The following is a 25757-nucleotide window of genomic DNA, read 5'->3' on the forward strand; positions in this document are numbered from 1 at the left end:
CCGTTTTATTTGATTATCCGTTGCACTCTTCCCACCTGCCCTGAAGTTAGTCTGACTTTGATCCCCCTGGGATGAATTTGACCAGGTGTTAAGATAGTTTGCACTTCACCGGCGGTTAATTTGCCGGACCGTTGGTTTTGTTTTTCAACTATTTCAACCTGCATTCCCGGTTTGATATTTTTTCTGACTGTGTGTTCTGACAAATATATTACCACCTTATAAAAGTATTTGGTTTCACTTTAGAATTTGGAGAAGTTTATCACGCAGCCGCATTTCTTCTCCGCTTTCATTGGTCTTAATTCTCAAAATCGGGATTTCATACTTCTGCAAAATAGTATCTTTAATCTTATCCTTTTCAAGCTGCTTTGGATTGTTAGCATGGAAGGCATATCCATCTACCTCCACCACCAGCACAGGCATTTTATCAAGCTTGTTAAAGATAACGAAATCAGTATGTGTTGAAATATTCATGGCATATTGGCATTCGGCATCATCCAAATTTTCCGGATTACGAATCAGCATTTTAAGAGGTTGATGCATTACCCGGTCTAGATTTTGGAACTCCGGCTGCTTCAGAACATCTTCAATCACAACATTCATCAGGTTTTCCGATTCGTATTCCGATACATGCTTCTTTTTCTTCATAATTGAAAATAACCGTTCAGAGTAGCTGTGATATAACAAATCAAACACCGAGTAAATGCTGCTGTTAATGAATTCGTAATTATTGTACTCAATATATCTTATCAAATCGCCAATATTGGAATTGTGTTTATTTTCTTCATCTGACACAACAATAATCAGCTTGTCGATGGCGCGGGATATGGCCACATTAATCAGGTTTGGGTTATCAACAAATTCGTTCACTTTGTTCGAAACTGTGGTTAAAATTATAACATGTTTCTGACGGCCTTGGAACTTATGAACTGTATCCACCTCAATGTTTCCATCTCTGACGGTCTCTTTTAGTTTTTTCGTCTGCAGCCGATAAGGCGCAATAGTACCGATAGACTGCTCACCGGAACTGCTGATTTGTTGTGGCAGTACTTCTTGCAAGATAACGTCAATCTGCCTCTGGTTGTAATTGCCCCGCGCATGATTTCCCTTGGCAGTCTTATATACTGCTAAGGGTTTTTCACGCCCTTTCTCCTCAGTCATTACAATAAGGTCATTATTATAGAATTTTTGGTTACAGAAGCCGATAATTTTCGGATGACAGCGGTAATGCTCTTTTAATAATGTTCGGGGAACATCTTCATATAGTTTTACGATTGAAGAAAGAATGCTGTGTTCCGCATACCGGTAGGCGCTATGCAAGGTAAATTTATGGTAAATTTGATTGGTTTCTTCTGCTATATTCTCCGGAACAACATTGGGTAGCTGCATTAAATCTCCGACGATAAGGGCCTGCTTTGCACAAGAGAGCGCCAGCGCCCCGGTAACAATATCAACCCTGTGAGGCCTCATCCATAATCACATAGTCAAATAAATAGTTGTCCCCAGCACACGTGCGCAAAGAATGAGTCGTGCTCAGTACAACCGGATATTCTCCAATAAAAGAGGCAAAATCTCTCCATAACGATTTCTTTGTAAATACCTTGCGGCTTTTTTGTTGAGAATATCTGGCAGCCAGTTTGGCCTTGAACAGCTTCAGCGAGTTTTGGGTGTATTCTTCTATTGACCTTTCAAACTGGTAGCTTTCAAGCCGCGTCTCCAGGGCAGCAATTTGCTTTGTTAATTCGTTTACCCTGCTCTCGTAATAAAACTTTTGAAAACAAGCTATAATCTTTTCGTTGGAGTTTTGATAAAACGAAAAGCTAAAAATGCCATAGCGCAGCAGATTTAATAGCTTATGTTTTAGCGTGATAACTTTATCCTCATTAGCTATGCGCTGGTAATTCAACCATAATTCCATAACGGCGCCTGAATTAAGCCGATATAAAGAGCGATATGGCGCTATTTCTTCATTGGTTTCATTATAATAGGTGTAAAAATACTCTCTTTCGGTTAACAACGACGATAGCTCTTGCTTTAATACAGCAGCCTCGTTCTTCGCTTCAAGCATTTCTTCTAATTCTTTGCCACTTGATTTAAGTGTGTCATTTACAGCATTAAAGCTGTCGCTATCCATTACCCAATCGGCCATATCAGGATAATCCTGCATTTGCCCGGCAAAGAATTTTTCTTTGTTTTCGGTGTTTCCTAAGTAGGCTGCAATAAAATCTGCGCCATATGTCTGAAGTTTCTCCAAAACATTAGCCGTTGCCGCGTTGTTATTGGACACAACGGCAATGGTTTTTTCATTTATGATGGCATTGGCAATAATGTTCAGAATGGTTTGGGTTTTACCCGTTCCCGGAGGCCCTTCAATGACACTGATTTGTTCGGTCAAGGCTTTTTCAGCAGCAGATTTTTGGCTTAAATTAAACCCGAAAGGGAAAACCGGCATTTGCCCTGCTTGTGGTTTATTCATTTCAGTTTTTTCACCGTTTCTCCCCGTTTCCTTTGGGAGTGCCACAATATTTGCTCCGTGGCTAAATTGAGCGCACAACCCTCATAGATCCGTACGTGCCCAATTCGGGCATACGGCTCCTCGAAGTACTTATCCCATCATATCTCATAAATATTAACGTAAATTTTGGGGCGAACTATTGGATAGTGCTTTAACATGTCATAAAATCTGTCCCATGTATAGCTTTTCCTCTGACTTCGTCTGTTGAGCCAAATGAAGACGGCTCTTACGATTTTTCGCCAGAATTTATCCATCGCCGTAAAATTATCCGTTATCCCATAGTAGCGGTAGTAGCCTGACAGCTTTATGTTCAACTTTTCTATCAGTTCTTTCTTCCTTAATGTCCGATTTTGCTTCACCCATTCAGTAAAGAGTTTCAGTTTGGCCCTGAATTTCTTCTTGCTGGTTTTCCTTTTCACCCGAAAATAGCCTTTTCTGCTTCTACTGCAGTAGTGGGTAAATCCCAGAAAGTCAAAAGTTTCCGGCTTGCCTTCACCCCTGCTTTTTCGGTTGACTTCAGCATATCTTCCGAATTCTATCAGGCGGCTTTTACTGTCTTCCAGTTCAAGCCCAAACTTACCAAACCGTTCTTTGAGTAGGTCGTAGAACTGCTCTGCTTCGTGTTTGTATTGAAAACAGCAAACAAAATCGTCTGCATATACCACAATTTCGCAGTACCCTTTAAACTGTGGCTTTACTACTTTGTAGAACCACAGTACCAGCACATAGTGCATGTATATATTGGCCAGTATTGGAGAACAGCCGGAGCCCTGTGCTGTACCAGTTTCGGTTTCTTTATATACACCATCCTCGGTTATGCCGGCCTTTAGAAACTTCTTAATTAGACGTATGATGTTAGGATCTTTGATACATACTTCCACAAACTTTATTAACCATTTGTGGTCCAAATTATCAAAGAAACCCTTAATGTCTGCATCCAATATATAGCTGGTGCTGTTTCTTTCAATCATGGTATTCAGTTTCTTCAGTGCGTCATGGCAGCTCCTATCCGGGCGAAACCCGAACATGCAATCATAGAATTTCGGTTCAAATACTGCTTCCAGTATTTTCTTAAGAGCCTGTTGAACAAGCTTATCTTCGTACGCCGCTATTCCCAACGGCCTTGTTTTGCCGTTGTCTTTCGGGATATGTACCCGTTTGACTGGTTGTGGCCGATACGATTTTTGTTTCAAGGCCTTCTCCAGTCTCTTCAGATTCGCATCCAGATTTTCGTCATACATATCCTTATTTACGCCATCAAGACCTGCCGCTTTATTCTTATCCATTTCTTTGTGGCATTGTCTTAACATCTCTTCATTGATGAGATGTCCGATGGATGTAAATACTTCCTTGGGGTTTTCTTGAGATATTTCTGATATTCTCTTTAATTTCGTTTCCATTATGTCTCCTGTCCCAGCGTACAGATAATGTTTCCTTAAAGATATAGTACTACGCAGCAGTGAATTCTCATTCACCTCGCACCTTTCCTCCCGTGGCATTACCCACGTTCATCAGTAATATGTGGCTGTCCGACTCCCTGCCATTCTTTTGCCGTCCTCCCTTCCTAGTCGTTCGACATACTCAACATATGGACTACTATGTTAAGAAACAGCAGGGTCTCCCGGGTTAGCATGTATCCATTGTATGACATGTATGGCTCTTCGACCCCGGAAATGCACTATTTCGCTCGCTATTAACGCTCATAGTGTGTTGCCTTCCATCATTATCAGAATGTCGGCCATTTCACTAATCTTCATTTCGGGGCTCTATCACATTTCATACCTATCACCTGGCTGTCAACGCTTGACCTAATACATTACTGCATTGAATCCATGACTCGCTACTGGTGGTTCAGCTTAAACCTTTCCAGACAGGATTTCCACCTGCTAAGATATATGCCGTCATCCGGCGCACGATAATGAGAAGATGAGCAGTATTATCCTTGGTTATCTCGTTCAAAATGTCTTGGGTTCAGAATAAAGTAATTTCCTGTTTCTCTAATCCAATCATTTGCAATTTGAATAATGCTATATATGCTTCTCGCAAAAAAAGGTTGTGAATCCCTGCAAATTGAGTATCTATAGAGCAAAATACCAATATCTTGTCTTTCGAAATTACCTTCACTAATAACGATTGCTTTTTGATCATCTATTGGTTCTACCAAAATCAATAAATTTTTAGGATTATTTTGATTTATATCATTACCTGAAATGATCTTATGCACTGTATCTTTTTCAATAAACTCTAGGGTTTTATCATTATCTAATACACGTTTATACTGTCTCAGCGCATACACCATTTTTGCTATCAATCTTTTTTCTTTTTCAGGTAAGAAATATGTTTCTATTTCATCTTTAAAGAAGTCAACAAATTCCGTAATGTTAAGCGTTACATTTTTGTAGAGTTCAAAACCAAGATAGTTCTCATCGGCAATTAAGTTGGCTATATCTTCTTCCGAACTATTTAACATTCTGGAATAGTTATATCTATCAATATTTCTATCACTCTTTTTGAAAAGTATTGTACACAAATCAATCAAAATTGCTTGTATACCCAAGTCTACTTGTCGTTTCGTCTCTAGATACTCTTTTTTGTCTATCACGCGTTTTTCAATAATCTCGGCTATATATGACTCCAATAATTTAATCAGTAGTTTTTTGGCCGATGCAATATCTGCTGCGGTATTATAGCAAATTGGCTTTCTATACCTAATATCAAACGGCAGTTTTTCAACTTCGGCATATTCCAAATTATAAATACATACGATATTTGACCATCCTATAGATTTAGATGCAAAACCTAATTCTAACAAAACATTTGGATTAGGTGTGAGGCGACTATCACCTCTAGCATTAATAATACTTATATCAGCAATGAAAATATCACAAATATCTATCTTCGAAAAAATTGTTTGTGCCAAATCAGGTGTTCCCAATTCATTTCGACTATCTGTTTCAATAATATATTCAGATATCGTTTTATATCTACTATAAATATTCAGCATTGCTTTATCAATACAATCGCCAATTAGTCCACGATTTTTATTGTTTGGCAAATCCGATTCCCATGAATAGAATATGTTTAATTTCATAATGCTAATTTCTCCTATTTCATCTTAACACTTCACATTATTAGCCTAATCAATAACGTTTACATATTTCCCATGATATGGGGATTAGGGAGAGTTCCATACCATCGTATAATAACACGTAGCTGTCCTTACAACTAATAGATGAAATTAATTCCCTTCCTAAAGGCATCTTTCAACCGTTCTTTAAGAATAACCTCCCGTTCCAGATAGTCGCCACCATGAGATATATCCGGGCTACAAACCGTGATACTTCAGTTCTTCGAAACAATATTTATCTGCTTCTTCTAAATAAGCTTCAGAAAAGCAATGTTTGATATCCCCCAAAAAACTTCTCTTCTATTCTAACACTTCACGTCCCAGGAAGTAGTTTTCGATCATGTCCCATCTTTCGATGTCTTCATAAGATTCAGCAAAGAAATTTCGCATAATGTCTATTGATTTTTTTTGCCGCCTGTCAACATCTGTAAGAATTGCATTGCTGTACTCGTTGCGTTGAACCATAACTCTTACCTTATAAGGATCGTTAATACGAATGAATATCTCCGGATTCTTACCTCCTGACAATTCATATGTCCCTAATTCCATTGCTTCGAGTAAGTATGCGAGCTTTATTACGTGGTTTCCCCTGACATCTCCATACGATATATATTTTAATAATTCGTAATCTGACTGTGAATGCTGGAACAGATCATTAAAAGTCCGAAGAAAACGTCCTTTAAGTTTATAGTAAGCTCTGTCAATTACTCGATAAACGTCACCTTTTTCAGTAGTCTTTTTCTGGATGAATTCTTCATTATTAAAAGTCCTCCCAGATTCTCCCCAGTTAACATCAGTAACAAATAAGTTTAGCATTATATTAGCGATTTTTCTGGCTAGTACCTCGTTTTTCAACCTGTAGTTTAGCAATGAAATAAGTTCTTGCCGTGCAAAATACTTACCGGAAATCTCTGTAAAACACGATTTTAACAATTCGAAATATTTTTCCATGCCAGCCTTTACCTTTTCCGCAAGATCAATAAGTTCTATACTAAACCTAAAACGAGGGTATACTGGTTCACTAAAGTCAAATAGCTCCTTGTCAAAAAATAGTTTTTTTACCTGTGGGAAACTCAAGCTTTCAAAATGATTTTCCCATATTGCCTTTAGGTCCAACTCATAGATGCACCCCACGTCCTTGGTCATATATTCGTTACTTCCAAAATTACCGGAATTGAATCTACAGTTCTGATCAATATCCGATACTTCAACAGCGTACTTTGCAAATTTACTTTTAAGGAATTGTTCGCCAATCGAAGCAGGTACGCATGCATAACATTTAGAGAATAGGCTTCTGGGTCTAACGAGTACAACCGGATAACCATACCTCTTAAGTAAATCCTTTTCGATGAGGAGTAACCCACTTTTTACTTTTTGCTCAATATCATCTTTTTGGTCAAATATGTAACTAAATGCTTCCGGCGAAACTAAAAAGTTTTGTTTTTTATTTCTCTTGTATATATCATGGATTTTTTTCAACATGAAGTTTAACTGATACTGCTTCATACTTGATAAACCATATAATATTCTTGCAAACTTCAGGTCGTTAGCGTGAAAATCAACCTTAGCCAAGCCTTTTATGTTTTTGTCTCTAGCAACTCTTCCAATTTCCTGAACATAGTCGCATAAATTTCCTGAAGGAGCATGGTGATATACGATATTTATGTCGCTTATGTCAACGCCCATACCAAAGGCTTTAGTAGCAAGCATTACTTTAATATTCCCATTTTTAAATTTACCCATAAGTTCTTCTTTTGAGTAGGCGTCGAGTTGTCCGTAATAAGTGCCAACATATGAGCGGTACTGGGAGTCTACATTGGTCAAAACATCTTTTATCTGACTTACCCACGGAAAATAGATTATTGTTTTTTCGTCATTGTCAACAAATTCTTTTATCCGTTCAATTGTTCGTTGAATTTTTAGGTCTTCGTGGCTTCCTTTTTCCTTAAAACTAATAATTTTGAATGATATTTCATCCCGCCTTACAGTACCAAGATAAATCTTGGGGTTTTTCATATAAAGACTGTCAATAGTTTCAAGAACCATGTCATCCGGCCCATGGTAGACTGCCGTAGCAGTTAGGGCCAATACTGGAAAATCATTAACTAATTCATACTTTCTAATTTTGTTAATAAAATTTCCGAGATACCAGTAGTCAACCCTAAAGTCACGACCCCAGGTAGTAATAAGGTGGGCTTCATCTATTACCATAAGTCCTATTTGTCTCTCTCCAAGAAAATTTCTAATGTCATTGGACAATAAAAGTTCAGGAGAAAGATACAGTATAGAAATTGACCCATCTCTGATACCTTCTAAAGTATATTCTCTTTGATCCAGTGATAACTCCGAATTAATAAATGCGCAATAATCAATCCCACGATCCTTGAGTGCCTCTACCTGATCATGCATTAAAGCTATAAGAGGGGTAACAATTATAGTCATCCATTTTTGATGTTTTTCTGCTAAGTAAATGGCGGGTATCTGAAACAATACTGATTTTCCAGCCCCAGTAGGCGCAGTAATAAATATGTCTTTAAACTCATGGTTTCCTTCTTTAGCTATTTCGCACTGTTTAACAATATCTTCAATTAAGGCACCTTGGGAAATTTTAATGATGTCAAAAGTTGCATCTGGATCTTCATAAAAGGTCAGTTCCCGGAAGGAAGCATTAGTGTCCCAGTATCTTTTAAGAATAGATAGTAATTCAGGTCTGTATTCAAGCGTAAATTGGGGTTTACTTAAAAAAAGGTTGATAGGAGCTCCGAGGTTATTACAAACATGATTCAATATACTGATTTCATCTTTTAAGTACTCATCCCGAAAGACAGTGCTTTCTAAAACTATGTCTATCCCCTGGCTGTAAAGATATTCACCAAAATGCAGGCTTTCCTTAAGTTGATAAAAACTATCATCTAGATAGTTGGGAAATATATAATCATTTTCATACTTCGGACTTGCCGCCTTTACAGCTTCTCTATTAATAGGTTTATAGTTATCAAAAAACTTTTTATTAATAACGTTACTATTATGGTCTTCTTTGTTTACATAGGAGCAGTAGTGCTGTGCTGACCGGGTAGTTATGTATCCATAATAATTCAAAAGTATTTTTACGTCTTCTGAAGGCTCTATATTTTCTTCTTCTGATTCAATATATTTTACATAAGCCAAGACCGCTTGTCCCATTTCTGGAGAAAAATTTACAGGGTATTCATTGTTAAAGAAATTATTTTCTACAATAATGATGGAGCCGTCATAACTATCATTCAGATCCTGAAACCTATTGCTTAAAAGGACATACTCCTCATAAATGCCCCAGTAAATACCTTCCTCGAGGCTTAGGAACTTTGCTTGAACCTTCTTTGCGGATGCTTCAAGGGCGATGGTATCAAGTCCTTTACCACTTTGAGAATTCCCTTGATAAAACCGAGGGTAACTTTGGTTCAATTCCTCAAGAAAATTCTCCGGGAATCCTTTGTAAAATACCAAGGCATCTTGATATTTGCCTATCTTTTTCAGATGACTCTCTAGGAAATACTTATACATTCTTCTCTCCCCCAATCATTTCAATCCCACACCATATGGCTATAATTACTTGACCCGAAAGCTATATCTGCCTATAAACTACGCCCTAAAGCAGCAACCCTTATGTATAATTTTGGTAGGGTATATCTTCGCTCTCTTCAGCAAACACCGGGCCACGAATGTACTGCTACTACCGAGATTTATACCCATAACGATGAACAATAGTTATAGTCTGTGATGACTGCAAATCCATTTGCTATAATGTTCAATTGATTTCCAGCAAATCATTTATGAATTAATGGAAGTTAGTACTTCTATAATTTATTATTTATAATAGCAACTTTATCTTTTTCATTAAATATTTTTAATTCCCTTGCATAATTTATGTTTGATCTATTCCTCCATAGCTTCCCGTTCTAGACAGATTAATACTTCCTACCAAGTTATATATAATCCAACATAAATTTCCATTGCTTGAGCAATACCTTACTTATTTTGTTATTAAAGACAGTGCTGACAATACAATCTAAGGATATCTTACTGACTACTTTCCTACAGCTAGTTCGCCTATAAACATGGACATACAAACATTAACACTTATATAAAACCTAGTTCAGGAAAAACTGGTTACTTAGTCCAATTCATATGATATTATTAATAACGTACGTTGAAAGATAGCTGATACCCTTGAGCCTCAAAAAATTATCTGTTAACCTCTGCTTTAATTCGAAGGCATCATCAAAATCATCTCCAATAATTTTAATCACTTTATCAACATCACGTTCGTATATTCCCAAATCCAATAACATCTTTTTATGCTTAATGTTCGAAAAATATAAGTATTCAATTGTTTCAAGCACTCTATCATCAAGAACATCTATCAGCTCGTTTTCAACATTATCTTTCATTAAAAAGAAACGAATTATTGAGACCTTATTGTAAAAAGTGTGTTCGATATAACTCGTTTTCATTTTTATTGCTTCTGATATGAGATAATTTATGTCATTTTTAAAATACATTCTTGCGTCATCAACAACTTTTTTTATACGTGGCCGTTGTTTGTTCAATAGGCTCGTTATTAAATTGACTCTCAAATTATTGGTTCTTGATTCGCAAATTGAATCCAACACTTTAATTAATGGATGCCTCGCTGGCTTAGAGCTAAGCATGATAAACTGAAGTTTTTTCAACAAGTTATCTTTATTCTTACAATATCTCTCATATAGCTCAAGTACGGTGTCAAATCTAGTTTTTGTCCCAATAAATTCAAGGTACTCTTCTTTTGTTATATTCAACAGTTCCAAAAATTTCAAGACATCTGGGTGTCCTTCAATATTACCTTTTTGTATATCAATATCTTTGCTAACATCTGTGATCTCAAACCGAATACTTTTTATTGCATCGGTCTTATGGAACTCCGGATCATTCGGGGACTTAATGTAATAGGCATCACCTATAAAGTGTTGATATAATCTCCCTGTTCTTCCAACCAGATTAAAAAAATCAAATGCAGAAAAAGAATTTCCAGGGTTATTTGATTGTCTAGACGGTTTTGTTATTATAATGTTTTTTGCAGTTGTATTGACTCCCTCAAGCAGCGTAGAGGTACAAAGCATCACATTATAGTTTTCATTTTGCTGATAGTAATCTAATTGGAACATTCTTGTTCCTACAGGGATTTGGCCATTATGAATTAAACAGCCACGCTCTAACGCCGTTATTAAACACCACTCTTCATGAATCTCTTCTTTAGCCCATTCAATAAAAAATTGTATATTTGAATTCAAAGAAGTCAACGGCTCTTCCAAGGAAATCACGTCTGTAATATATTTATACATTCGTGATACTGTTGGGAAGTAGATTAGGGTCTTATCTAACGGATTTAGTTGATTAAGTAACCTTCTACATTCTGTAAATCTATCACCCTCATTGATTATCGGACATACCTTTACATCGTTTACAACAGGAGAGTAAGTTGAATTGTAGAAAACAGGTGCTTTCTCTAGCTTTTCAGTATCGTGAACCTCTTTAATAAATGGTGCAAGTAAAACATATCTTTCAGCCTTCTTAGATAAATAGTAATAAGCCATATTAAGAACTAGTACTCTTGCATTCATTTTATCGGTTTCAAGCTTATAAACCTCATCGATAACAAGAAAATCTATTTTCTCTATTTTTTGATATGCAGTTTCATGCACTATTCTATCATGTGTAAGAATAAAAATATTGTAGCTGTTGAAATTATATGTTTTATCTTCATTTATCCCTGTATGAACCTTGTAATTAAAAAATTTATGTCGATACTTTTTGATGATTTTTTTAAAGTATTCATCCACCAATGCCAATGTGGGAACTATCAATACAACATTTTGAGGTCTATACCTAACTATATACTCGAAAATACAAAATGTTTTTCCAAAGCTAGTTGGTGCGCTAATAATTGTTGCTAGGTGATTAGTTATATGCAATATAATTTGCATTTGCTCTGGATGTAATGATATCCCTTCATCAATTTCTGAGATTGCAAATGAATTAAAAACAACGGAATTAAAAGAGAAATTCTGAGAGTATACCGTCAGGTCTAAAGCGAACAAATCATCGGCTAATTCTTTTGCCCTAGTTGTATGATTATCTGCTCTGGCCAACTCCCGAATATATTTATCACGCAAGACCTGAGGATTATTTGCTTGCTTCATTCTTATAATAATCCTCCTTTTCTCTTATCTTTTTTGTAAAAACACCTATCAACTTATTTTTATCTATAATTGGCAAAGAGATAGAAATGTACTTTGTATCTAGTCCAAAATATGTATATTTTTTAATTTTACTTAATTTGTTAAGTATGATTGCACGATCCGTTTCTGTTCCGTGTGCAATAAAAATGGGAATGCCTATTTGGGTAATCCCCGCTTTATCAATAAACTGTTTAATATCTATACTAATTTCTGCAAAATCACCGAAGGCATCAGAGAATTTGTTTAATTTATTTTTATACAAGCGACTACTTAATACTAATTCAAATTCATCGGAAAGTTGTTTTTCATACTCACATAATGATTTATTAATAAGATTAATCCCATTATCCAACTTTAAAGTAAATTTCGATTCTCCAAACAATAGCAAATCATTTTCTTCTGAATAAAAAAGTGTATCTATACCGTAAACACTCATATTATAATCTGTTTGTAAATGAGCTTTTGGTATAATACAGTTGAAGTTAAAGAAATCAGATAATAAGCAACAAAAAATATATTCACCTATTTTACCAATTTTATCCAATCGTACAATTCTTTTTCCGTCTCTATCCTCTAAATTCATTTCTTCCATTAAAATAGAACATATCGTTTCATCAAACTCAGAAACATCCTTTTCCAAATTAAAATCATCTATGTATGTTTTTAAATGCTTATAAAGAATTACAAAATGAGTGATCGAAGGTGTGAATTTTATATTTGCTGTATTTTCACAATACCGAATAAGCTTATCATCACTAAAAAAATAATCAAATACTATTTCATAGAATTTGAGAGTATTCTCTAATTCAATGTGAAAAAATGAAAAGTTATCTTTAAAGGAAAATACATTGAAGCAGTCAAACTTTTTTTGTATTATTTCCTGATTTTTTTGTGCCATCTTTACACCTTCAATTTTAAGGTTAGATGTCCAGTTTTCTCTAACCAAGTTTCTTTAAGATCCAACTTCCCCCAACACCACACCACATCCCTACCCCTGTCCCATCTTCCCCCAACAAAAAAGGACACCACAAAAAGCCTGCGGTCGCCCCCCATACTAAAAATGGCTTGTCTTATTTTCCCAGCTAGTACTATTATATGTTATTTCCTCACATCCTGTCTACATATCTCACAAAATCGTACATCTCACAAAATGGCCCAATACCCCCCTCCCCTCTCCTGCCGCTCATTTTAGGCATAACTTATTCCCAGGTAAAATCCATAACCCCGGCTCTCAGAATGCGCTCCTTGAGGTCCCTGGCAATGAACTCCAGCCCCTCACTGCTGGTGGACTCACATCTGGCCACCAAAACCGGCTGGGTGTTGGATGCCCTTACCAGGCCCCAGCCTTCCGGATAAATAATTCTTACCCCATCAATGGTGATAGCCGGATACTCCTTTAGGGCCCCTTTACGTATTTCCTCTATCACCTTAAACTTCCGGTTATCGGGGCAGTCGATTCTGGTTTCATCCGTACTGTGGTAAATGGGAATATCACTTACCAGTTCCGATAATTTCCGCTCAGTATTGGAGACGATTCTCAACAACCGGCCTGTTGCGTAAAAAGCATCATCAAAACCATATAACTCATCGGCAAAAAACATGTGTCCTGACATTTCCCCGGCAAACAGCAATTTGAGTTCATTCATTTTGGCCTTAATCAGGGAATGACCCGTTTTACAAAAAACAGGTTTGCCGCCAAGCCTGGTAATCTCATCTACCAGGGCCTGAGAACACTTAACTTCTACCAGGGCCGTCTCTGCCGGGTGTTTGGCCAGTATTTCCCGCCAAAAGAGCACCATCAGCCGGTCACCCCAGATTATCCGGCCCTGGTCATCTACAACTCCGAGGCGGTCTGCATCCCCGTCATACGCAATTCCCACATCGGCATTGTGTTTTTGCACTATCTCTGTCAACTGTGTCAGGTTCTCTCTCCTGACCGGGTCAGGGTGATGGTTGGGGAAGCTCCCATCGGCTTCACAAAACAATGGGATGACCTCATCACCCAGGCTCTGCAAAAACTGTTCTATATAAAGGGCTGCCCCTCCATTCCCGGCATCTGCCACTACCTTTAATCTACGGGGGCCCAGTTTAATCTTATCGGTCAGCATATTGAGATAATCATTTGAAATGTTAATCTTAGTGACTTCTCCCTTTTGGGCGGCTGGCGGCTGCAGCGCTGGGGCCTTCCTCCACCAGGCTGCGGATTTTCTGGATCTCACTGCCATATATAGTGGTTTTGCCAAGAGCCAGCTTCAGGCCGTTATAATCTTTGGGATTGTGACTTCCGGTAATCATGATGCCGCCATCTGCATCAAGCTGCTGCAGGCCAAAATAAAATAAAGGAGTAGTAACTGTTCCCATATCCACAACATTAATCCCCACAGAGGTTAACCCCTTAATTAGATTCTCACGAATTACCGGTGTTGATAGGCGTATATCTCCCCCTATGAGCGCTCTCTGAAGGCCTTTTGTTCCCATAAGCCGGCCAAAGGCCTGACCTACCCTGAAGATCACCGGCGGCGTAAGCTCAGTTTTGGCCAGGCCGCGAATATCATATTCCCGGAAAATATCCGGGTTCACCCTGTTCTTCAGCCTGTCAACTATTTGCCTGACCTCCCGCACCCGGTCTTTATGACAAATTAAAGCGCCCTCCTTGCTCACAGCAATCACCAGGTCTTTTACCCCGATGGCCGCAACCGGCATATCCTCAGCATAGGCCACACAATTAGCAGCATCAAGGAATTCAGCGCTGCCAACATTTATATTGCCCTGCGGGTCCTCCGGGTAAATCGTCTCCAGTGAGCGCCATGTTCCCAGGTCATCCCAGCCAAAACTGCCGGAAACGATCATAAAAGACGGAAGCTTCTCCATTAAAGAGTAATCTATCGGGATTAATTCACCAACCTGCCTTCAATTCACATATTATGAAAGGAATAACTAAACAGACAGGAGAGATAAACTGAGTGTCCACCAATAATATGAGTTACAAAATCCTTAAATTAGATACCGGCGAACCGGTTATAAAGCTTTATCCTGCATTAATAAGCAAACTGAAAATAGATGTCGGAAAACCGGTGCAATTAAAATTTGGCAGCCTGGCATGTTCAGTTAATGTCATTCAATTAAATGCAGCACAACCGCCAACCGGAGGCGAAATGCAGCTCTCGCGTAAAGTTATGCAGGAACTCCACATACCTGAAAATATTAAGTTATCCATCAGAAGAATTAAGAAGAAAAAGCTGAGGCTGGGACCTGTTATTGGAATTCTCACCTTCCCCAACACTTATGCCAATAAATACTTTGACTTCTATTTGAATTATCATGTGATGCTGGAAAGCGGGTTCCTTTTTGTTTTCGGCAGTCAGGGAGTCAATCCCCAAACAAATACTGTGCAAGGTTACTATTACAATCCATCTGTAAAGACTTGGACTCCGGCTGACCTGCCCTATCCGGATGCCGTTATCGACAGGTGTTACCCTAACCCCTACCGCATCCATACCCAGCTTGAAAAACACATGGGTAAAGGCAAAATATTTAACAAAAAGACCCTGATTAATAAGCTGGATTTCTACACTGCATTATGTAAAGATAATGTTTTAAGAAATCACCTGCCCGAAACCAGGTTCTGCACTGATGCTTCAGACATTACAGATTTACTGGAAAAACACGGCAGAATTTTCATTAAGCCGGCGGCCGGTATGCAGGGTGCGGGAATTGTCACCGCTGCGCTGGAGGATGACAGGATCATATGCCGGTATATGGTCAAGGGAAGGGTTCTGGAAAAAGAAATGACCAAGCCCCGCCAGGTATTAAAATTATTGGAGGCATTTGGTCATCCACGGAGACGATATATAATTCAGGAGGCGGTTCCTATCATGGGCTATCGGGGCAAACCTTTTTGCTTCCGGGTCATGGTATGCAAAAACGGCCAGGGGGGCTGGGTGGTTCCGGCGATTTTTACCAATGCGGCCAAAGGCAATTCCTTTTTGACCAATCACGCCGCCGGCGCCAGTAGATTCATTCCTTTAAACAGTCTGTTTAACGATATTGAAAACAGGCTTAAAACCACCAAAGCTGATCTCATCGATTCCCTGGCCGCCTTGGGCGCCAGAACGGCAGACCTGCTCGATAAAAAATACGGACCGCTGGGAGAACTGGGCCTTGATGTGGTAGTCAATCAATCAGGTAAGCTCTTCGTCCTTGAAGGTAATGGCAACCCGGGAATGGTTCCCAGGAGTCACATGGTTGATTTCCCCAACTGGGTTTATCAGATGTTCAAACTGCCGGTTTCGTATGCAGTACACCTGGCCGGTTTCGAATATTAGCATCACCAGCAAATTAGTCTTTAACTACTTATTCCAGCTGTGAAAAGAAACCGAACGAATCCCATGCTTTTTGAAAAGCTGATTCAGGTCAATTTTGCCGATATTGTGTATACTGCTTCTTTTGAGACTCAAGTTTCGCCGCGGCTTCAAAATGATTTCCTGTGGATAGTTTTTCAACATGAAATTCCCATAGGTCTCATATTCCGAAAAACTATCCCATTGTCTCTTATTCATGGAGTTTAATATGGCCATATACCAATTCGTGGCATGCCTGGATGCAATGAATTTTTTCAGCTCATAAAGGCGCTTTTTCTTGAAATACATGTAGTGACTGACAAAGAATAACGACTGCGCAGGGCCTGGCGCCTCTTCTCCCAACAGTTTTTTATAAGTTGAAAAATAGGGTCTGTAATAAAGTGTTCTGCAAAAAAGGATTGATTTATCATTATATTCAAAAACGTGCGGGTGAATCAACACTGTATCTGCATCAAGCACCAAAAATCCCTCACTGCTGCCAAGAGTGTCCCCGCTTAGCTTGAGCAATTGTTGAAATAACCAGCCTGAGCGGTCCACGGTGACATTATTTCTGGTCGGGGTGTAGTTCAGGTCTTTTTTTGTAAGTGGCAATACGGAGTTTTCATCAACAAAACTGCATTTCCTGGCGCTGCATAAGTCTCTGATTTTTGCACTTTGGGGGGCGACAATAAAAATTTCACCTAAGGGATGCCTTACCTGTTTCCTGACTGCGTCAATGGCATGTGGCAGAACATCTAAGTCCTTTTCAATAACGGGTATCAGAACATCTATCTTATTCATGCACAACATCTCCTTTCCCGATATCATATGAATGGGAAATATTTAGGAGACTGTTTTAATGAGAAGAATACTGGTCTTAAATCTTTTCCCTGCCGCCAGGCCTCCCATTATTGGAGGCCAGATAAGATATTTCCACCTTTATGATAAGCTTAGTAACTACTATGATATAACGCTCTTGTCTCAATCCTACCGCAGAGAAAAAGTTGTATTTTCCAATGGTTTATGACCTCGAAAATAAATTAGCCCAAAATGCTGCTTTGGTGTTCGCAACTTCGGAAAAAGAAAGAGAAAGCTTTATTGCCCTGTATAACCTTAACCCTGGAAAAGTAAAGCTGGCGCCCAATGGTATCAATCCAAATGAGTGGCTTACCCGCAAAGAAGCAGCCGGTGATAGAATTACCGCATTTTTCATCGGGGCTAACTATCCCCCGAACATCCAGGCAGTTGATTATATTATCAATCATCTGGCAGACAAGTGTCCCCAGATAGATTTTATTGTTGCCGGAGGGTGCTGCGGCCCATTTCAAGACCGGGAAATGCCTAATGTCAAACTGTTAGGCAGAGTGAATAACAGGAAAAAAGTTGACTTGTTTGCCGGTGTGGATATAGCGGTTAATCCTGTAATTTCGGGCGCCGGTGTCAATATCAAAACACTTGAGTTCCTCTCTGCAGGAATCCCCTTATTTTCTACCGGGTTTGGTGTCCGGGGATTGGAGCTGATTGATAAAAAACACTATCTGAAAGCCGAAATAGAAAATTTCCCTGAGATCATCAATGAATTCTGCCATCAGAAGGATCTTTTGCAAGAGATAGCTGCATGTGGACGCAGCTATGTTAACGATAACTACTCTTGGAATAATATTGCCCGCGATATCAATGAAGAAATAGATAACAGCCTGGTGGAAGACAAGGTTTCTGTGATCATGGCTGTCTATAATGGTCAGGAATATCTGAAAGAATCCATAGACAGTATTTTAAACCAAACCTATCCACATTTTGAATTTATTATTGTAAATGACGGCTCCAGGGATGACACCGCAAAAATTCTCGATAGCATAACAGACCCCCGGGTGAAGGTTTTCCACCTTGCCGAAAACCATGGCGTTTCCTATGCCCGTAATTTCGCTGCTGCCAAGGCAAAATACGAATGGCTTGTGCTGCAGGATGACGATGATATCAGCCTTCCCGGCAGAATCGAAGAGCAGTTAAGGTATCTAAGGGCTCACCCGGATCTGATTTCTGCACTTTCGATGTTCCAGATAATTAAAACGGAAACACCGGTGACTGAGAATTCCCCAATCATTTCAAAATCGATGACATCCCCTCATCTTACCCTAAATCGCATAAAAAGAAGGAGATTTTATTGCTACTGGATATGTTACGGTTCGGCTGTTATTTCACGAAAGGCTTTTTTACAGGCGGGAGGTTATGACCCACAGTATAGAATTGGAGAGGACCATGACCTGTTCCTGCGTTTGATGGATTTGGGCGCTATCGATATGGTTCCCAGGGTACTTTATCAGTACCGTTATGATCGCAATTCAACCTCGAAAAAGAACCGTTCAGAGACCCGGGCCGCAATTATAAAAATATCGGTCAGGCATATAAAAAGAAGGTATGAAAAAAACGGCCTTACCCCTGCCACTGCCCTTCTTGCTTCCAAAGAGGACTCCGATTATTTCACCAAGACCGTCTGTGCGGAAACCGGGATTCAAATAAAACTGTCTCTCCGGTATACCAAAGACCAACAAACCGATAACCGGCATATTGACCAGGCGCTTTCCCTTTTTAAACAAGGAATAATCAATGGTATTCTGGTTCTGGGGGACCTTAAACCCATGCAGCCCATCGTAAACCAGCTAATTCACAATGGGATGACCTTAAACAAGAACTTATTTCTCCTGAAAAGCTTTAAGACAAAAGCCATACCTTGATTGTCAGGTATGGCTTTTAGTGGTGGTTATATTCTGTTGCTGATTACAGCTTCTATGGCTTCTTTCAGCGCCAAACCGCCTCTGTCCCAGGAGAACAGGCGCATATCTTCCCTGCCCTGCCGTCCTTTTTGTTTGCAAAGCTCAGGGTTTTCATAGGCTTTTCTCATTTTCTCTTTCAAATCATGAATATCAGCGGCTATTATGCCTGCCCCAATGGGTTTTGATTAACAGAGCTGTATTGTCTTTATGGGTAAATTCCTCCCAATAGGCCCTCAACAAGGTTTCGAGATTTTTGCGGCGCTGGAACTCGAAGACAGACAGGAACACAAATTTCCCATCTGTTTGTTTGAATGGCAGCTTCTGATTTTCCGGTTTAAACTCATTTCTATCTATTCCGTGCGGGACTAGGAATACCGGTATTTTTACACCACTGTTATGCATGGCATCTATATTCAGCCGGGATGGGACACACACCGCATTAAACTTGCTGATTATCGGCAGCCAGTTATCAGGCAGTTTGGTTGTTTCCCAAACTGTGTTCAGAATAATGCGGTCAAACTTCATGCTTTCTTTTTTTATGTCGACCTTACATGGCGGGGAATGGTAGACTAAAACTCTTCTTTTGAATAAAGCGTCCGGCTTCTCCATCAGGGCCTTTATCTTGGTTTTTTTAGCAGAGTCCCATTCTTTTACCCGATGGCCCCAGGACCATGTTTCCAGCTTAACATCGACACCCAGTTTATCTAAGGCAAAGACATACTCTCTGCTTGCTGTTCCATATCCGGTGGCATCAAGAACCGGCCCTCTCCAAACTACATGGAAGTCTGTCATAAACATCCCTCCTTCTATGATCTCCCATATAAGATATGTAAACCCTCATCTGAGAGTTCCAAGAATCACAGACTTAGTTGTGACCGCCCCCAGCCCGAACACCCCGTCTTAGAAGAACCTGCATAAAAATCATTATTCTAGGCACTCTATAACATGGAGGTGTAGTATATATGTCACTAAACTTAACCCAAAAAGAAAGGCTTCTTTTGGAAGACCAGAAAAAGCACGAGGAAATTTGTATTCAGAAGTACACCAGTTTTGCCAACAAGGCACAGGATCCCCGGTTAAAGCAAATGTTTAATACTCATGCCCAGCATGAACAGCAGCATTTAAACACAGTTAATCAGATTCTTTCCGGACAGACGCCAAACCTGCAGTCCCAAACCCAGCAGCAGGGGATGCAGCAGCAAGGGATGCAGCAGCAAGGGGCACAACAGCAAAGCATGCTTCAGAATGCTTTTAACCAGGGACTGTCCGGAATGGGGTTAACAGACTCAAATGATGCGGCTTTGTGTAATGACCTCTTGATGACCGAAAAATACGTCTCCGGGGCATATGATACCGCCATTTTCGAAATGACAGATTCTAACGTGCGCCAGACTCTTAACCACATTCAGAAAGAGGAACAGCAGCATGGAGAAGATATTTTTAATTATATGAAAAGTATGGGTATGTATAATCCTCAATAACATGCAATAGCTTAAAATGCGCTAAAAGTTATCCCCCGCCTCACCGGCTTTTGCCAGCGGTGAGGTTTTTATTTTGCTGTGATCAATGCCGTCATTTTGACTTTCGGCATCATTGAGGTAAAATATATATGAAATAATTTTAATATCTTAGATGTTGTATATTGGGAGGGATAAATCATGAAAAGCCACCGAAAAGAATTATGGTTTGAAACCAGAGAAAGGCGGAAACTAATCAACATCACCCCACAGGTGGAACAGGTACTTTCTGAAAGTGGCATCAAGGAAGGTCTGCTGCTATGTAATGCCATGCATATCACTGCCAGTGTCTTTATCAATGATGATGAAAGCGGGCTGCATCAGGATTTTGAAACCTGGTTGGAAAAGCTGGCGCCTGAGAAACCCTATGAACAATATCACCATAATGGGTATGAGGACAACGCTGATGCCCACCTAAAGCGCACTGTCATGGGACGGGAAGTGGTTGTGGCCGTAACAGGCGGCAGATTGGATTTGGGCCCCTGGGAACAGATATTTTATGGTGAGTTTGACGGCAAACGCAAAAAACGGGTATTAGTTAAGATAATCGGTGAATAACAAAGTAGACCAAATTGTCTTCTTTTTTTATGCCTGAAGGCTTAACTTCTCTGGATAAAGGAAAACCCGCATGTTTTTGACATTCCCGAAATATAGTTAAATAAAAATAAGTCAGTCAAAAACCAAAATAAAGCGGGAGGTATCCTATTGCGAGGGCCCCAGATTTTTCTGTTTAGTAAGACTGGTTTGGGTTTAGTAATATGTCTAATTTGTTTCATGTTAATGAGTTTATGGATAACACGGTACTCCAGCTATAAAATCTCTACACATAAAGGCCCTGCTGAAACAGACCTGATAATCAATTTTATATTACCTATGCAGCAGGATGATTTGAAGTCTAAAATAAGCATTCTTCCTGAAATACCAACCACAAAGATATCCTATAAGCTTAGGTGGAAAAACCGTTCAACTGCAGTTTTAACACTGAAACAAGATGGTCTTCCATATGGCCAGCTGTTAACAGTTAAAATTAATCGGGCTGGAACGAAACTGCCCTTCATTAAGAAGAGTTTCAAAACCAGGTTTCGGTCTTCTGTCCCGGTTTCTTTGGTTTCAGATCAGGAACTGCATGACATCTCTACGAGAGGCCCAGTCCCAATTTTATTTAACACTCCCGTAACTCCTGAGGACATCAAAGAATTTATCAAGCTTCCCGCACCGGGAAAAGTGGAGCCGGTAAACATTAATTATCAGGGTAAAATCTATTCTGACCACAGCCGTTGGCAGTACATACCGTTCCATCCCCTTGAAAACAACACCTCTTATGAAATCATAATTACTCCGGGCCTGCACAGCAAAAGCGGGGCTGAACTTGATGCAGAAAAGAAAATAACCTTTGCCACAGCCCCTCCAATTAGCGTGTTAAGCACTAATCCGGCTGATCAAAGTACCGGCATATCTCTATATAAAAAAATAGAAGTTACTCTCGACCAGGATATAATTAATGGTTCCATGAAGATTACAGACCTGAAAACAAAAAAAATCCTCACCGGAGCAACAGAAATAAGCGAAAAAAAAATCCTCTTCAAACCTGTCAATTGCTTTTTGCCGGGAAGAGAGTACAGAGTAAATCTGAATGTAACAGCTGCTACCAATGAGTTACTGGAAGATTACTGTTTTTCTTTTAATACGTTAAAGATGGAGGATACCTACTGGTTGGATGTCAATCTGGGGGAAACCCATAGTGTCATAGTATATAAAGGTGATGAAATCATTCGCCTGATGCCGGCATCGGGAGGACGTCCGGAAACTCCCACCCCATTGGGCCTCTTTTATACCCAAGACAGGGGCCACAGTTTTTGGTCTCCACGGTTTGGAGAAGGGGCTACATACTGGGTCAGATTGGTCGGACAGGTCTTGATACACTCTGTTCCGCGGGATAATAAATGGGAAATTAAGCAGGATGAACATGATAAACTCGGACTGCCGGCAAGCCATGGTTGTATTCGTTTAAGCGAAGAAGACGCTAAATGGGTTTACCAAAATATCCCCAGAGGTACTATGGTGTTTATTCACTTATAACCAAATGAAGTGGGACTGGATCATTTTTAAGTTCATTTCATGGGGTCATCCCAATGTTTTTCCAGAGATATGCCCCTTACTATACTGTCATACCCAAACCGATTCTTTATTTGGTCACAGGCATTGTCAAGTTTACGCAGTTTTTCTTTTTCATTAAACAGGTCAACCTGTTCAAAACGCTTCTTGACCAGATTGGAAACACTTACCCCGATTAACCTGACTTTTTTGTCCTGAGGCCAATTACTCTTAAACAGCCTTACAGCCGTGCTGCATATTTCTTCTGAAATATCGGTGTGTTCACTTAGTGTATGTGACCAAGCATGGTTAGTAAAATCTGTTTCCCGGAGTATCAGGGTCACCGTTTTGCACATATACCTGCCCTGCCTTACCCTGTGCCCAACTTTTTCAGCTATTTCCATAATGGCTTTTTTTATTTCCGCCCCTTTGTAGTCCCGGCTCAATGTAAATTGATTCCCTATTGATTTAAGGTCATCATGGGAATTGGGGTTAACTGAACTGCAGCTTTCTCCATTTGCCGACATGTGCAGCACCCGTCCTGGGGCCCCCAGTTTCCTTTCAAGGATATCCGGAGGAAATCCGGCCAGGTCACCAATTGTGTAAATCCCAAGGGAATTCAGCTTCTTCTGAGTACTGCCCCCTACCCCGAATAATTTTTTCACCGGTAACGGCCAGAGTCTTGCCGGCACTTCACTTTTGGCAATCAGGGTAAGGCCGTCAGGCTTTTCCAGTTCAGCAGCCATTTTAGCCACAACTTTGTTGGGACCAATACCTACAGAGCACAAAACGCCTGCTTCCTCCCAGATCCTTTTCTTTATCAGTTTGGCTGTCTCCACAATATCACAATGGGACCCAGCCATGTCTACAAATGCTTCATCTATCGAGAACTGCTCCACAAGAGGAGAAAAGTCTCTGATGATATTCATAATCCGTTTGGAAAACTCCAGGTATTTCCCATGGTCAGGCTTTAGATAAATACCCCCCGACACCAGCTGCTCAGCCTCCCATTTGGGCATGGTGGTCTTCACCCCAAACTTCTTCGCCTCATAAGAGGCAGCCAGCACAATGCCGTGTCTCTTGCCCGGGTCCCCACAAACCACTACCGGCTTACCCCTCAGGGCTGGATCAAGGGCCTGGTGAACTGATGCAAAAAACGAGTTCATATCAATCAGCATTATATTGCACAAATTACCAACCTCTTTGCTAGTATCTTCCCGCTTCAACAAACAAGTACCAAACGGAAAATAAGACTCCGAATATCAAAGGAATTAGTATTACCCAAGTCAGCTTTTTAGCCATCTGCCCGCGCTCTTCACTGCCTTCACTGTTCCCATTATCTTCACAGTTATCATCATCTTCGCAGTTATTATCATCTTCACAGATATCATTGTCTTCACAATATTCGCAGGTATCATCATCTTCAGCAATTTCACTGTTAATCAGAAACATGGCTTCCCGAAGCTGGTGCTGCAATACAAAAATATCGATACCCAGCCTGGAAACCCCCATAAATACTTTAAGGTACTGCCCACCTTCTCGGTATTTGCGAAGTGTCAGTATATTATGAGACTCCAGCAGCGCCTGTATCAGATCAGCTTCATGTTCATCTGATACAGTAACCAAAAGCACTTCTGCTGCCTTGCCCCATATAGGTGTTTCTGCTTCTGCTTCTGCTTCAGGCTCAGGGTCTAATTCGGGCACGGTTTCGACCCAGCAGTAAGCACACAGGTCATCTTCCTCCTGAAATCTCCTGCATTTCGGACACCAGGGCATTACTATCCCTCCCCAATCAATGACTCTATCTCATCATATTGCCGGTATCAATATCAGGTGAGCTATATGGTCCACTGGTTATGAATGATTCCCACCAGATACAGTTTCTCATTAACTTCCTCAAATACCAGTCTCAGGCTCTGCCAGTCCATTCCCTGATATTGTTCGTCAAAGCCGGAAAAATAATATTCTACAATATCGGCCTCAGAATATACTTCAAACTGGTTTTCCAGGGCATTCCCTGTCCCGAGAGTATGATTAACGCTTATCTTTTCGGCATTGGCAAAGTCCGCAGTATATACAAATTTCTTGAAATACTCCACAGGAGTCAATAATATCGGTTCACCGGTGCCATCAAAGTATCCCCAGGTATACTTTTCGTTGTCATTCGGAAAATTTCTGACCTGTGCTGCAGTGAAAACCAGGTTGCCATCATCCTTTTCTGTATTTACATAAGCATAGGGGGTAAAACGTATCCCTTTATCCGGATGGACCATATCTGCAAGTTTTTCCATGTCATCTTGTTTCAGCGCCGTAATCGCCTCACGGCTCCTAACCTCAACTGATACCGGTTCCTTTGTTTCCTTTGTTTCTTTGTTTTCATTATTAGGCTGTTCGGTCTTTTTTTCCGTATCCGGTTGTTTGGCCTTGTCGTCCGCAGAACCGGTACATCCGGCAGAAAAAATAACTATCAGAACAACAGTCAGCAATAAAAACAACCTTTTCAAATTAACCCACCCTCTTTTTATCATTTAAGCTGTTAACAGGTAATCAGAGCTGCCTGCCTTACCGCTGCAGCTTATACAAATATCATGCCCAAAAAGTTCAATTCTGTTGTTATCGGCCATTCAATATTTACTCCTAATTGTCTGGCCAAGGCGGTAATATCTATCCCGAAGCCATCGGCGCCGGGGCGCGCTTCCAGGGGACGCCGGCATGGTTCGTCTGCCGGAGGACAGTCCGGACAAAGATTGCAGCCCCCTACGGTAAGCCCAAAGGCCAGGTGATTTACGTTTTCACAGGCAATTTTTTCACACTGCCCGATAATTTTCAACAACTCCAGATGTGGTTCAAACTGTTTAACTCCGGTCACGGCCTCACTGTTAAACGGAATCGTTAAACTGACAAGCAAACCGCCCTGATACTGAGATATAGCCTTTCGGATAAAGTCAAGGTCAGGTAAATTTGGTGGGCAGAATTTACGCCGTCCAAAATCCGGACATGGCGGAATCATACATTTCAAGCGAACACTTTCTTCAACTTTAACATCCGAAATTTCAAATGGTCGGAAATTAACCCTGGAATCGGATATTTCTTGTTTTAATAGCATTATCAATTCATCAATAGACATTGCAGCACC

Annotated in this window: 23 protein-coding genes; 6 read left to right on the forward strand and 17 right to left on the reverse strand. The window is 40.0% G+C overall.

Features of this window, described 5'->3' with window-relative positions; all coding sequences use genetic code 11:
* Positions 1–5: 5 nt before the first annotated feature.
* The 10 genes from Ga0451573_RS00525 to Ga0451573_RS19965 all read right to left on the reverse strand — a co-directional run bounded on the left by Ga0451573_RS00525 (position 6) and on the right by Ga0451573_RS19965 (position 14746).
* Positions 6–203: a YwbE family protein gene (locus tag Ga0451573_RS00525; protein WP_269438023.1), complete on the reverse strand. Its 198-nt coding sequence runs from the start codon at positions 201–203 to the stop codon at positions 6–8.
* A 31-nt stretch (positions 204–234) separates the two neighbouring features.
* Positions 235–1467, reverse strand: a complete 1233-nt coding sequence (locus Ga0451573_RS00530) for an AAA domain-containing protein (protein WP_231681912.1) — start codon at positions 1465–1467, stop codon at positions 235–237.
* Positions 1448–2518 (reverse strand): AAA domain-containing protein, encoded by a 1071-nt coding sequence (locus tag Ga0451573_RS00535; RefSeq protein WP_231681913.1) that lies wholly within the window; start codon positions 2516–2518, stop codon positions 1448–1450. Before Ga0451573_RS00535 ends, Ga0451573_RS00530 begins: the two co-directional genes overlap by 20 nt.
* 92 nt (positions 2519–2610) lie before the next feature.
* Positions 2611–3912, reverse strand: a complete 1302-nt coding sequence (ltrA, locus tag Ga0451573_RS00540; protein WP_231681914.1) for a group II intron reverse transcriptase/maturase — start codon at positions 3910–3912, stop codon at positions 2611–2613.
* A 536-nt stretch (positions 3913–4448) separates the two neighbouring features.
* Positions 4449–5603: a hypothetical protein gene (locus Ga0451573_RS00545; RefSeq protein ID WP_231681915.1), complete on the reverse strand. Its 1155-nt coding sequence runs from the start codon at positions 5601–5603 to the stop codon at positions 4449–4451.
* A 336-nt stretch (positions 5604–5939) separates the two neighbouring features.
* The gene (locus Ga0451573_RS00550) at positions 5940–9182 is read right to left on the reverse strand and encodes a DEAD/DEAH box helicase (protein WP_231681916.1); all 3243 of its coding nucleotides are present in this window, start codon (positions 9180–9182) and stop codon (positions 5940–5942) included.
* A gap of 620 nt (positions 9183–9802) precedes the next feature.
* On the reverse strand, positions 9803–11857 hold the full coding sequence (locus Ga0451573_RS00555) for a DEAD/DEAH box helicase (RefSeq protein ID WP_231681917.1): 2055 nt from the start codon (positions 11855–11857) through the stop codon (positions 9803–9805).
* Positions 11841–12794 carry a Hachiman antiphage defense system protein HamA gene (locus Ga0451573_RS00560; RefSeq protein ID WP_231681918.1) on the reverse strand — a complete coding sequence of 318 codons (954 nt, stop codon included), beginning with the start codon at positions 12792–12794 and terminating at the stop codon, positions 11841–11843. The genes Ga0451573_RS00555 and Ga0451573_RS00560 overlap by 17 nt, the downstream gene beginning before the upstream one ends.
* A gap of 301 nt (positions 12795–13095) precedes the next feature.
* Positions 13096–14004 (reverse strand): phosphomannomutase/phosphoglucomutase, encoded by a 909-nt coding sequence (locus Ga0451573_RS00565; protein WP_331459361.1) that lies wholly within the window; start codon positions 14002–14004, stop codon positions 13096–13098.
* Positions 14005–14032: 28 nt separating this feature from the next.
* Positions 14033–14746, reverse strand: coding sequence for a hypothetical protein (locus Ga0451573_RS19965; protein ID WP_331459363.1), 714 nt, complete (start codon positions 14744–14746; stop codon positions 14033–14035).
* A gap of 113 nt (positions 14747–14859) precedes the next feature.
* Between Ga0451573_RS19965 and Ga0451573_RS19970 the strand changes: the two genes are divergently transcribed.
* Positions 14860–16221 (forward strand): YheC/YheD family endospore coat-associated protein, encoded by a 1362-nt coding sequence (locus Ga0451573_RS19970; RefSeq protein WP_231681919.1) that lies wholly within the window; start codon positions 14860–14862, stop codon positions 16219–16221.
* Between the two features lie 24 nt (positions 16222–16245).
* Here Ga0451573_RS19970 and Ga0451573_RS00575 read toward each other — a convergent pair whose 3' ends face one another.
* Positions 16246–17037 (reverse strand): DUF6492 family protein, encoded by a 792-nt coding sequence (locus Ga0451573_RS00575; protein ID WP_231681920.1) that lies wholly within the window; start codon positions 17035–17037, stop codon positions 16246–16248.
* A 58-nt stretch (positions 17038–17095) separates the two neighbouring features.
* On the opposite strand from Ga0451573_RS00575, the gene Ga0451573_RS00580 reads away from it, so the two are divergent.
* Both Ga0451573_RS00580 and Ga0451573_RS00585 read left to right on the forward strand, forming a co-directional pair.
* Positions 17096–17263 (forward strand): hypothetical protein, encoded by a 168-nt coding sequence (locus tag Ga0451573_RS00580; protein ID WP_231681921.1) that lies wholly within the window; start codon positions 17096–17098, stop codon positions 17261–17263.
* Positions 17241–18971 (forward strand): glycosyltransferase, encoded by a 1731-nt coding sequence (locus Ga0451573_RS00585; RefSeq protein ID WP_231681922.1) that lies wholly within the window; start codon positions 17241–17243, stop codon positions 18969–18971. The genes Ga0451573_RS00580 and Ga0451573_RS00585 overlap by 23 nt, the downstream gene beginning before the upstream one ends.
* 26 nt (positions 18972–18997) lie before the next feature.
* On the opposite strand, the gene Ga0451573_RS00590 is transcribed toward Ga0451573_RS00585, so the two are convergent.
* Together Ga0451573_RS00590 and Ga0451573_RS00595 are read right to left on the reverse strand one after the other, a co-directional pair.
* Positions 18998–19150 carry a hypothetical protein gene (locus Ga0451573_RS00590; protein ID WP_231681923.1) on the reverse strand — a complete coding sequence of 51 codons (153 nt, stop codon included), beginning with the start codon at positions 19148–19150 and terminating at the stop codon, positions 18998–19000.
* A 10-nt stretch (positions 19151–19160) separates the two neighbouring features.
* On the reverse strand, positions 19161–19802 hold the full coding sequence (locus Ga0451573_RS00595; RefSeq protein WP_231681924.1) for a hypothetical protein: 642 nt from the start codon (positions 19800–19802) through the stop codon (positions 19161–19163).
* Positions 19803–19972: 170 nt separating this feature from the next.
* Between Ga0451573_RS00595 and Ga0451573_RS00600 the strand changes: the two genes are divergently transcribed.
* The 3 genes from Ga0451573_RS00600 (at position 19973) to Ga0451573_RS00610 (ending at position 22606) form a co-directional block, all read left to right on the forward strand.
* On the forward strand, positions 19973–20491 hold the full coding sequence (locus Ga0451573_RS00600; protein ID WP_231681925.1) for a spore coat protein: 519 nt from the start codon (positions 19973–19975) through the stop codon (positions 20489–20491).
* A 177-nt stretch (positions 20492–20668) separates the two neighbouring features.
* Complete coding sequence (locus tag Ga0451573_RS00605; RefSeq protein WP_231681926.1) at positions 20669–21085, forward strand: secondary thiamine-phosphate synthase enzyme YjbQ; 417 nt, start codon at positions 20669–20671, stop codon at positions 21083–21085.
* A 330-nt stretch (positions 21086–21415) separates the two neighbouring features.
* Positions 21416–22606: a L,D-transpeptidase family protein gene (locus tag Ga0451573_RS00610; RefSeq protein ID WP_231681927.1), complete on the forward strand. Its 1191-nt coding sequence runs from the start codon at positions 21416–21418 to the stop codon at positions 22604–22606.
* 32 nt (positions 22607–22638) lie between these two features.
* Here Ga0451573_RS00610 and dinB read toward each other — a convergent pair whose 3' ends face one another.
* The 4 genes from dinB to Ga0451573_RS00630 all read right to left on the reverse strand — a co-directional run bounded on the left by dinB (position 22639) and on the right by Ga0451573_RS00630 (position 25748).
* Positions 22639–23811, reverse strand: a complete 1173-nt coding sequence (gene dinB, locus Ga0451573_RS00615; RefSeq protein ID WP_231681928.1) for a DNA polymerase IV — start codon at positions 23809–23811, stop codon at positions 22639–22641.
* A gap of 16 nt (positions 23812–23827) precedes the next feature.
* On the reverse strand, positions 23828–24397 hold the full coding sequence (locus Ga0451573_RS00620; protein WP_231681929.1) for a putative signal transducing protein: 570 nt from the start codon (positions 24395–24397) through the stop codon (positions 23828–23830).
* Positions 24398–24459: 62 nt separating this feature from the next.
* On the reverse strand, positions 24460–25125 hold the full coding sequence (locus Ga0451573_RS00625; protein WP_231681930.1) for a hypothetical protein: 666 nt from the start codon (positions 25123–25125) through the stop codon (positions 24460–24462).
* Between the two features lie 71 nt (positions 25126–25196).
* Positions 25197–25748: a DUF2284 domain-containing protein gene (locus Ga0451573_RS00630; RefSeq protein WP_231681931.1), complete on the reverse strand. Its 552-nt coding sequence runs from the start codon at positions 25746–25748 to the stop codon at positions 25197–25199.
* Between the last annotated feature and the right edge of the window lie 9 nt (positions 25749–25757).

The organism is Phosphitispora fastidiosa (assembly GCF_019008365.1).
Taxonomy (GTDB): domain Bacteria; phylum Bacillota; class Thermincolia; order Thermincolales; family UBA2595; genus Phosphitispora; species Phosphitispora fastidiosa.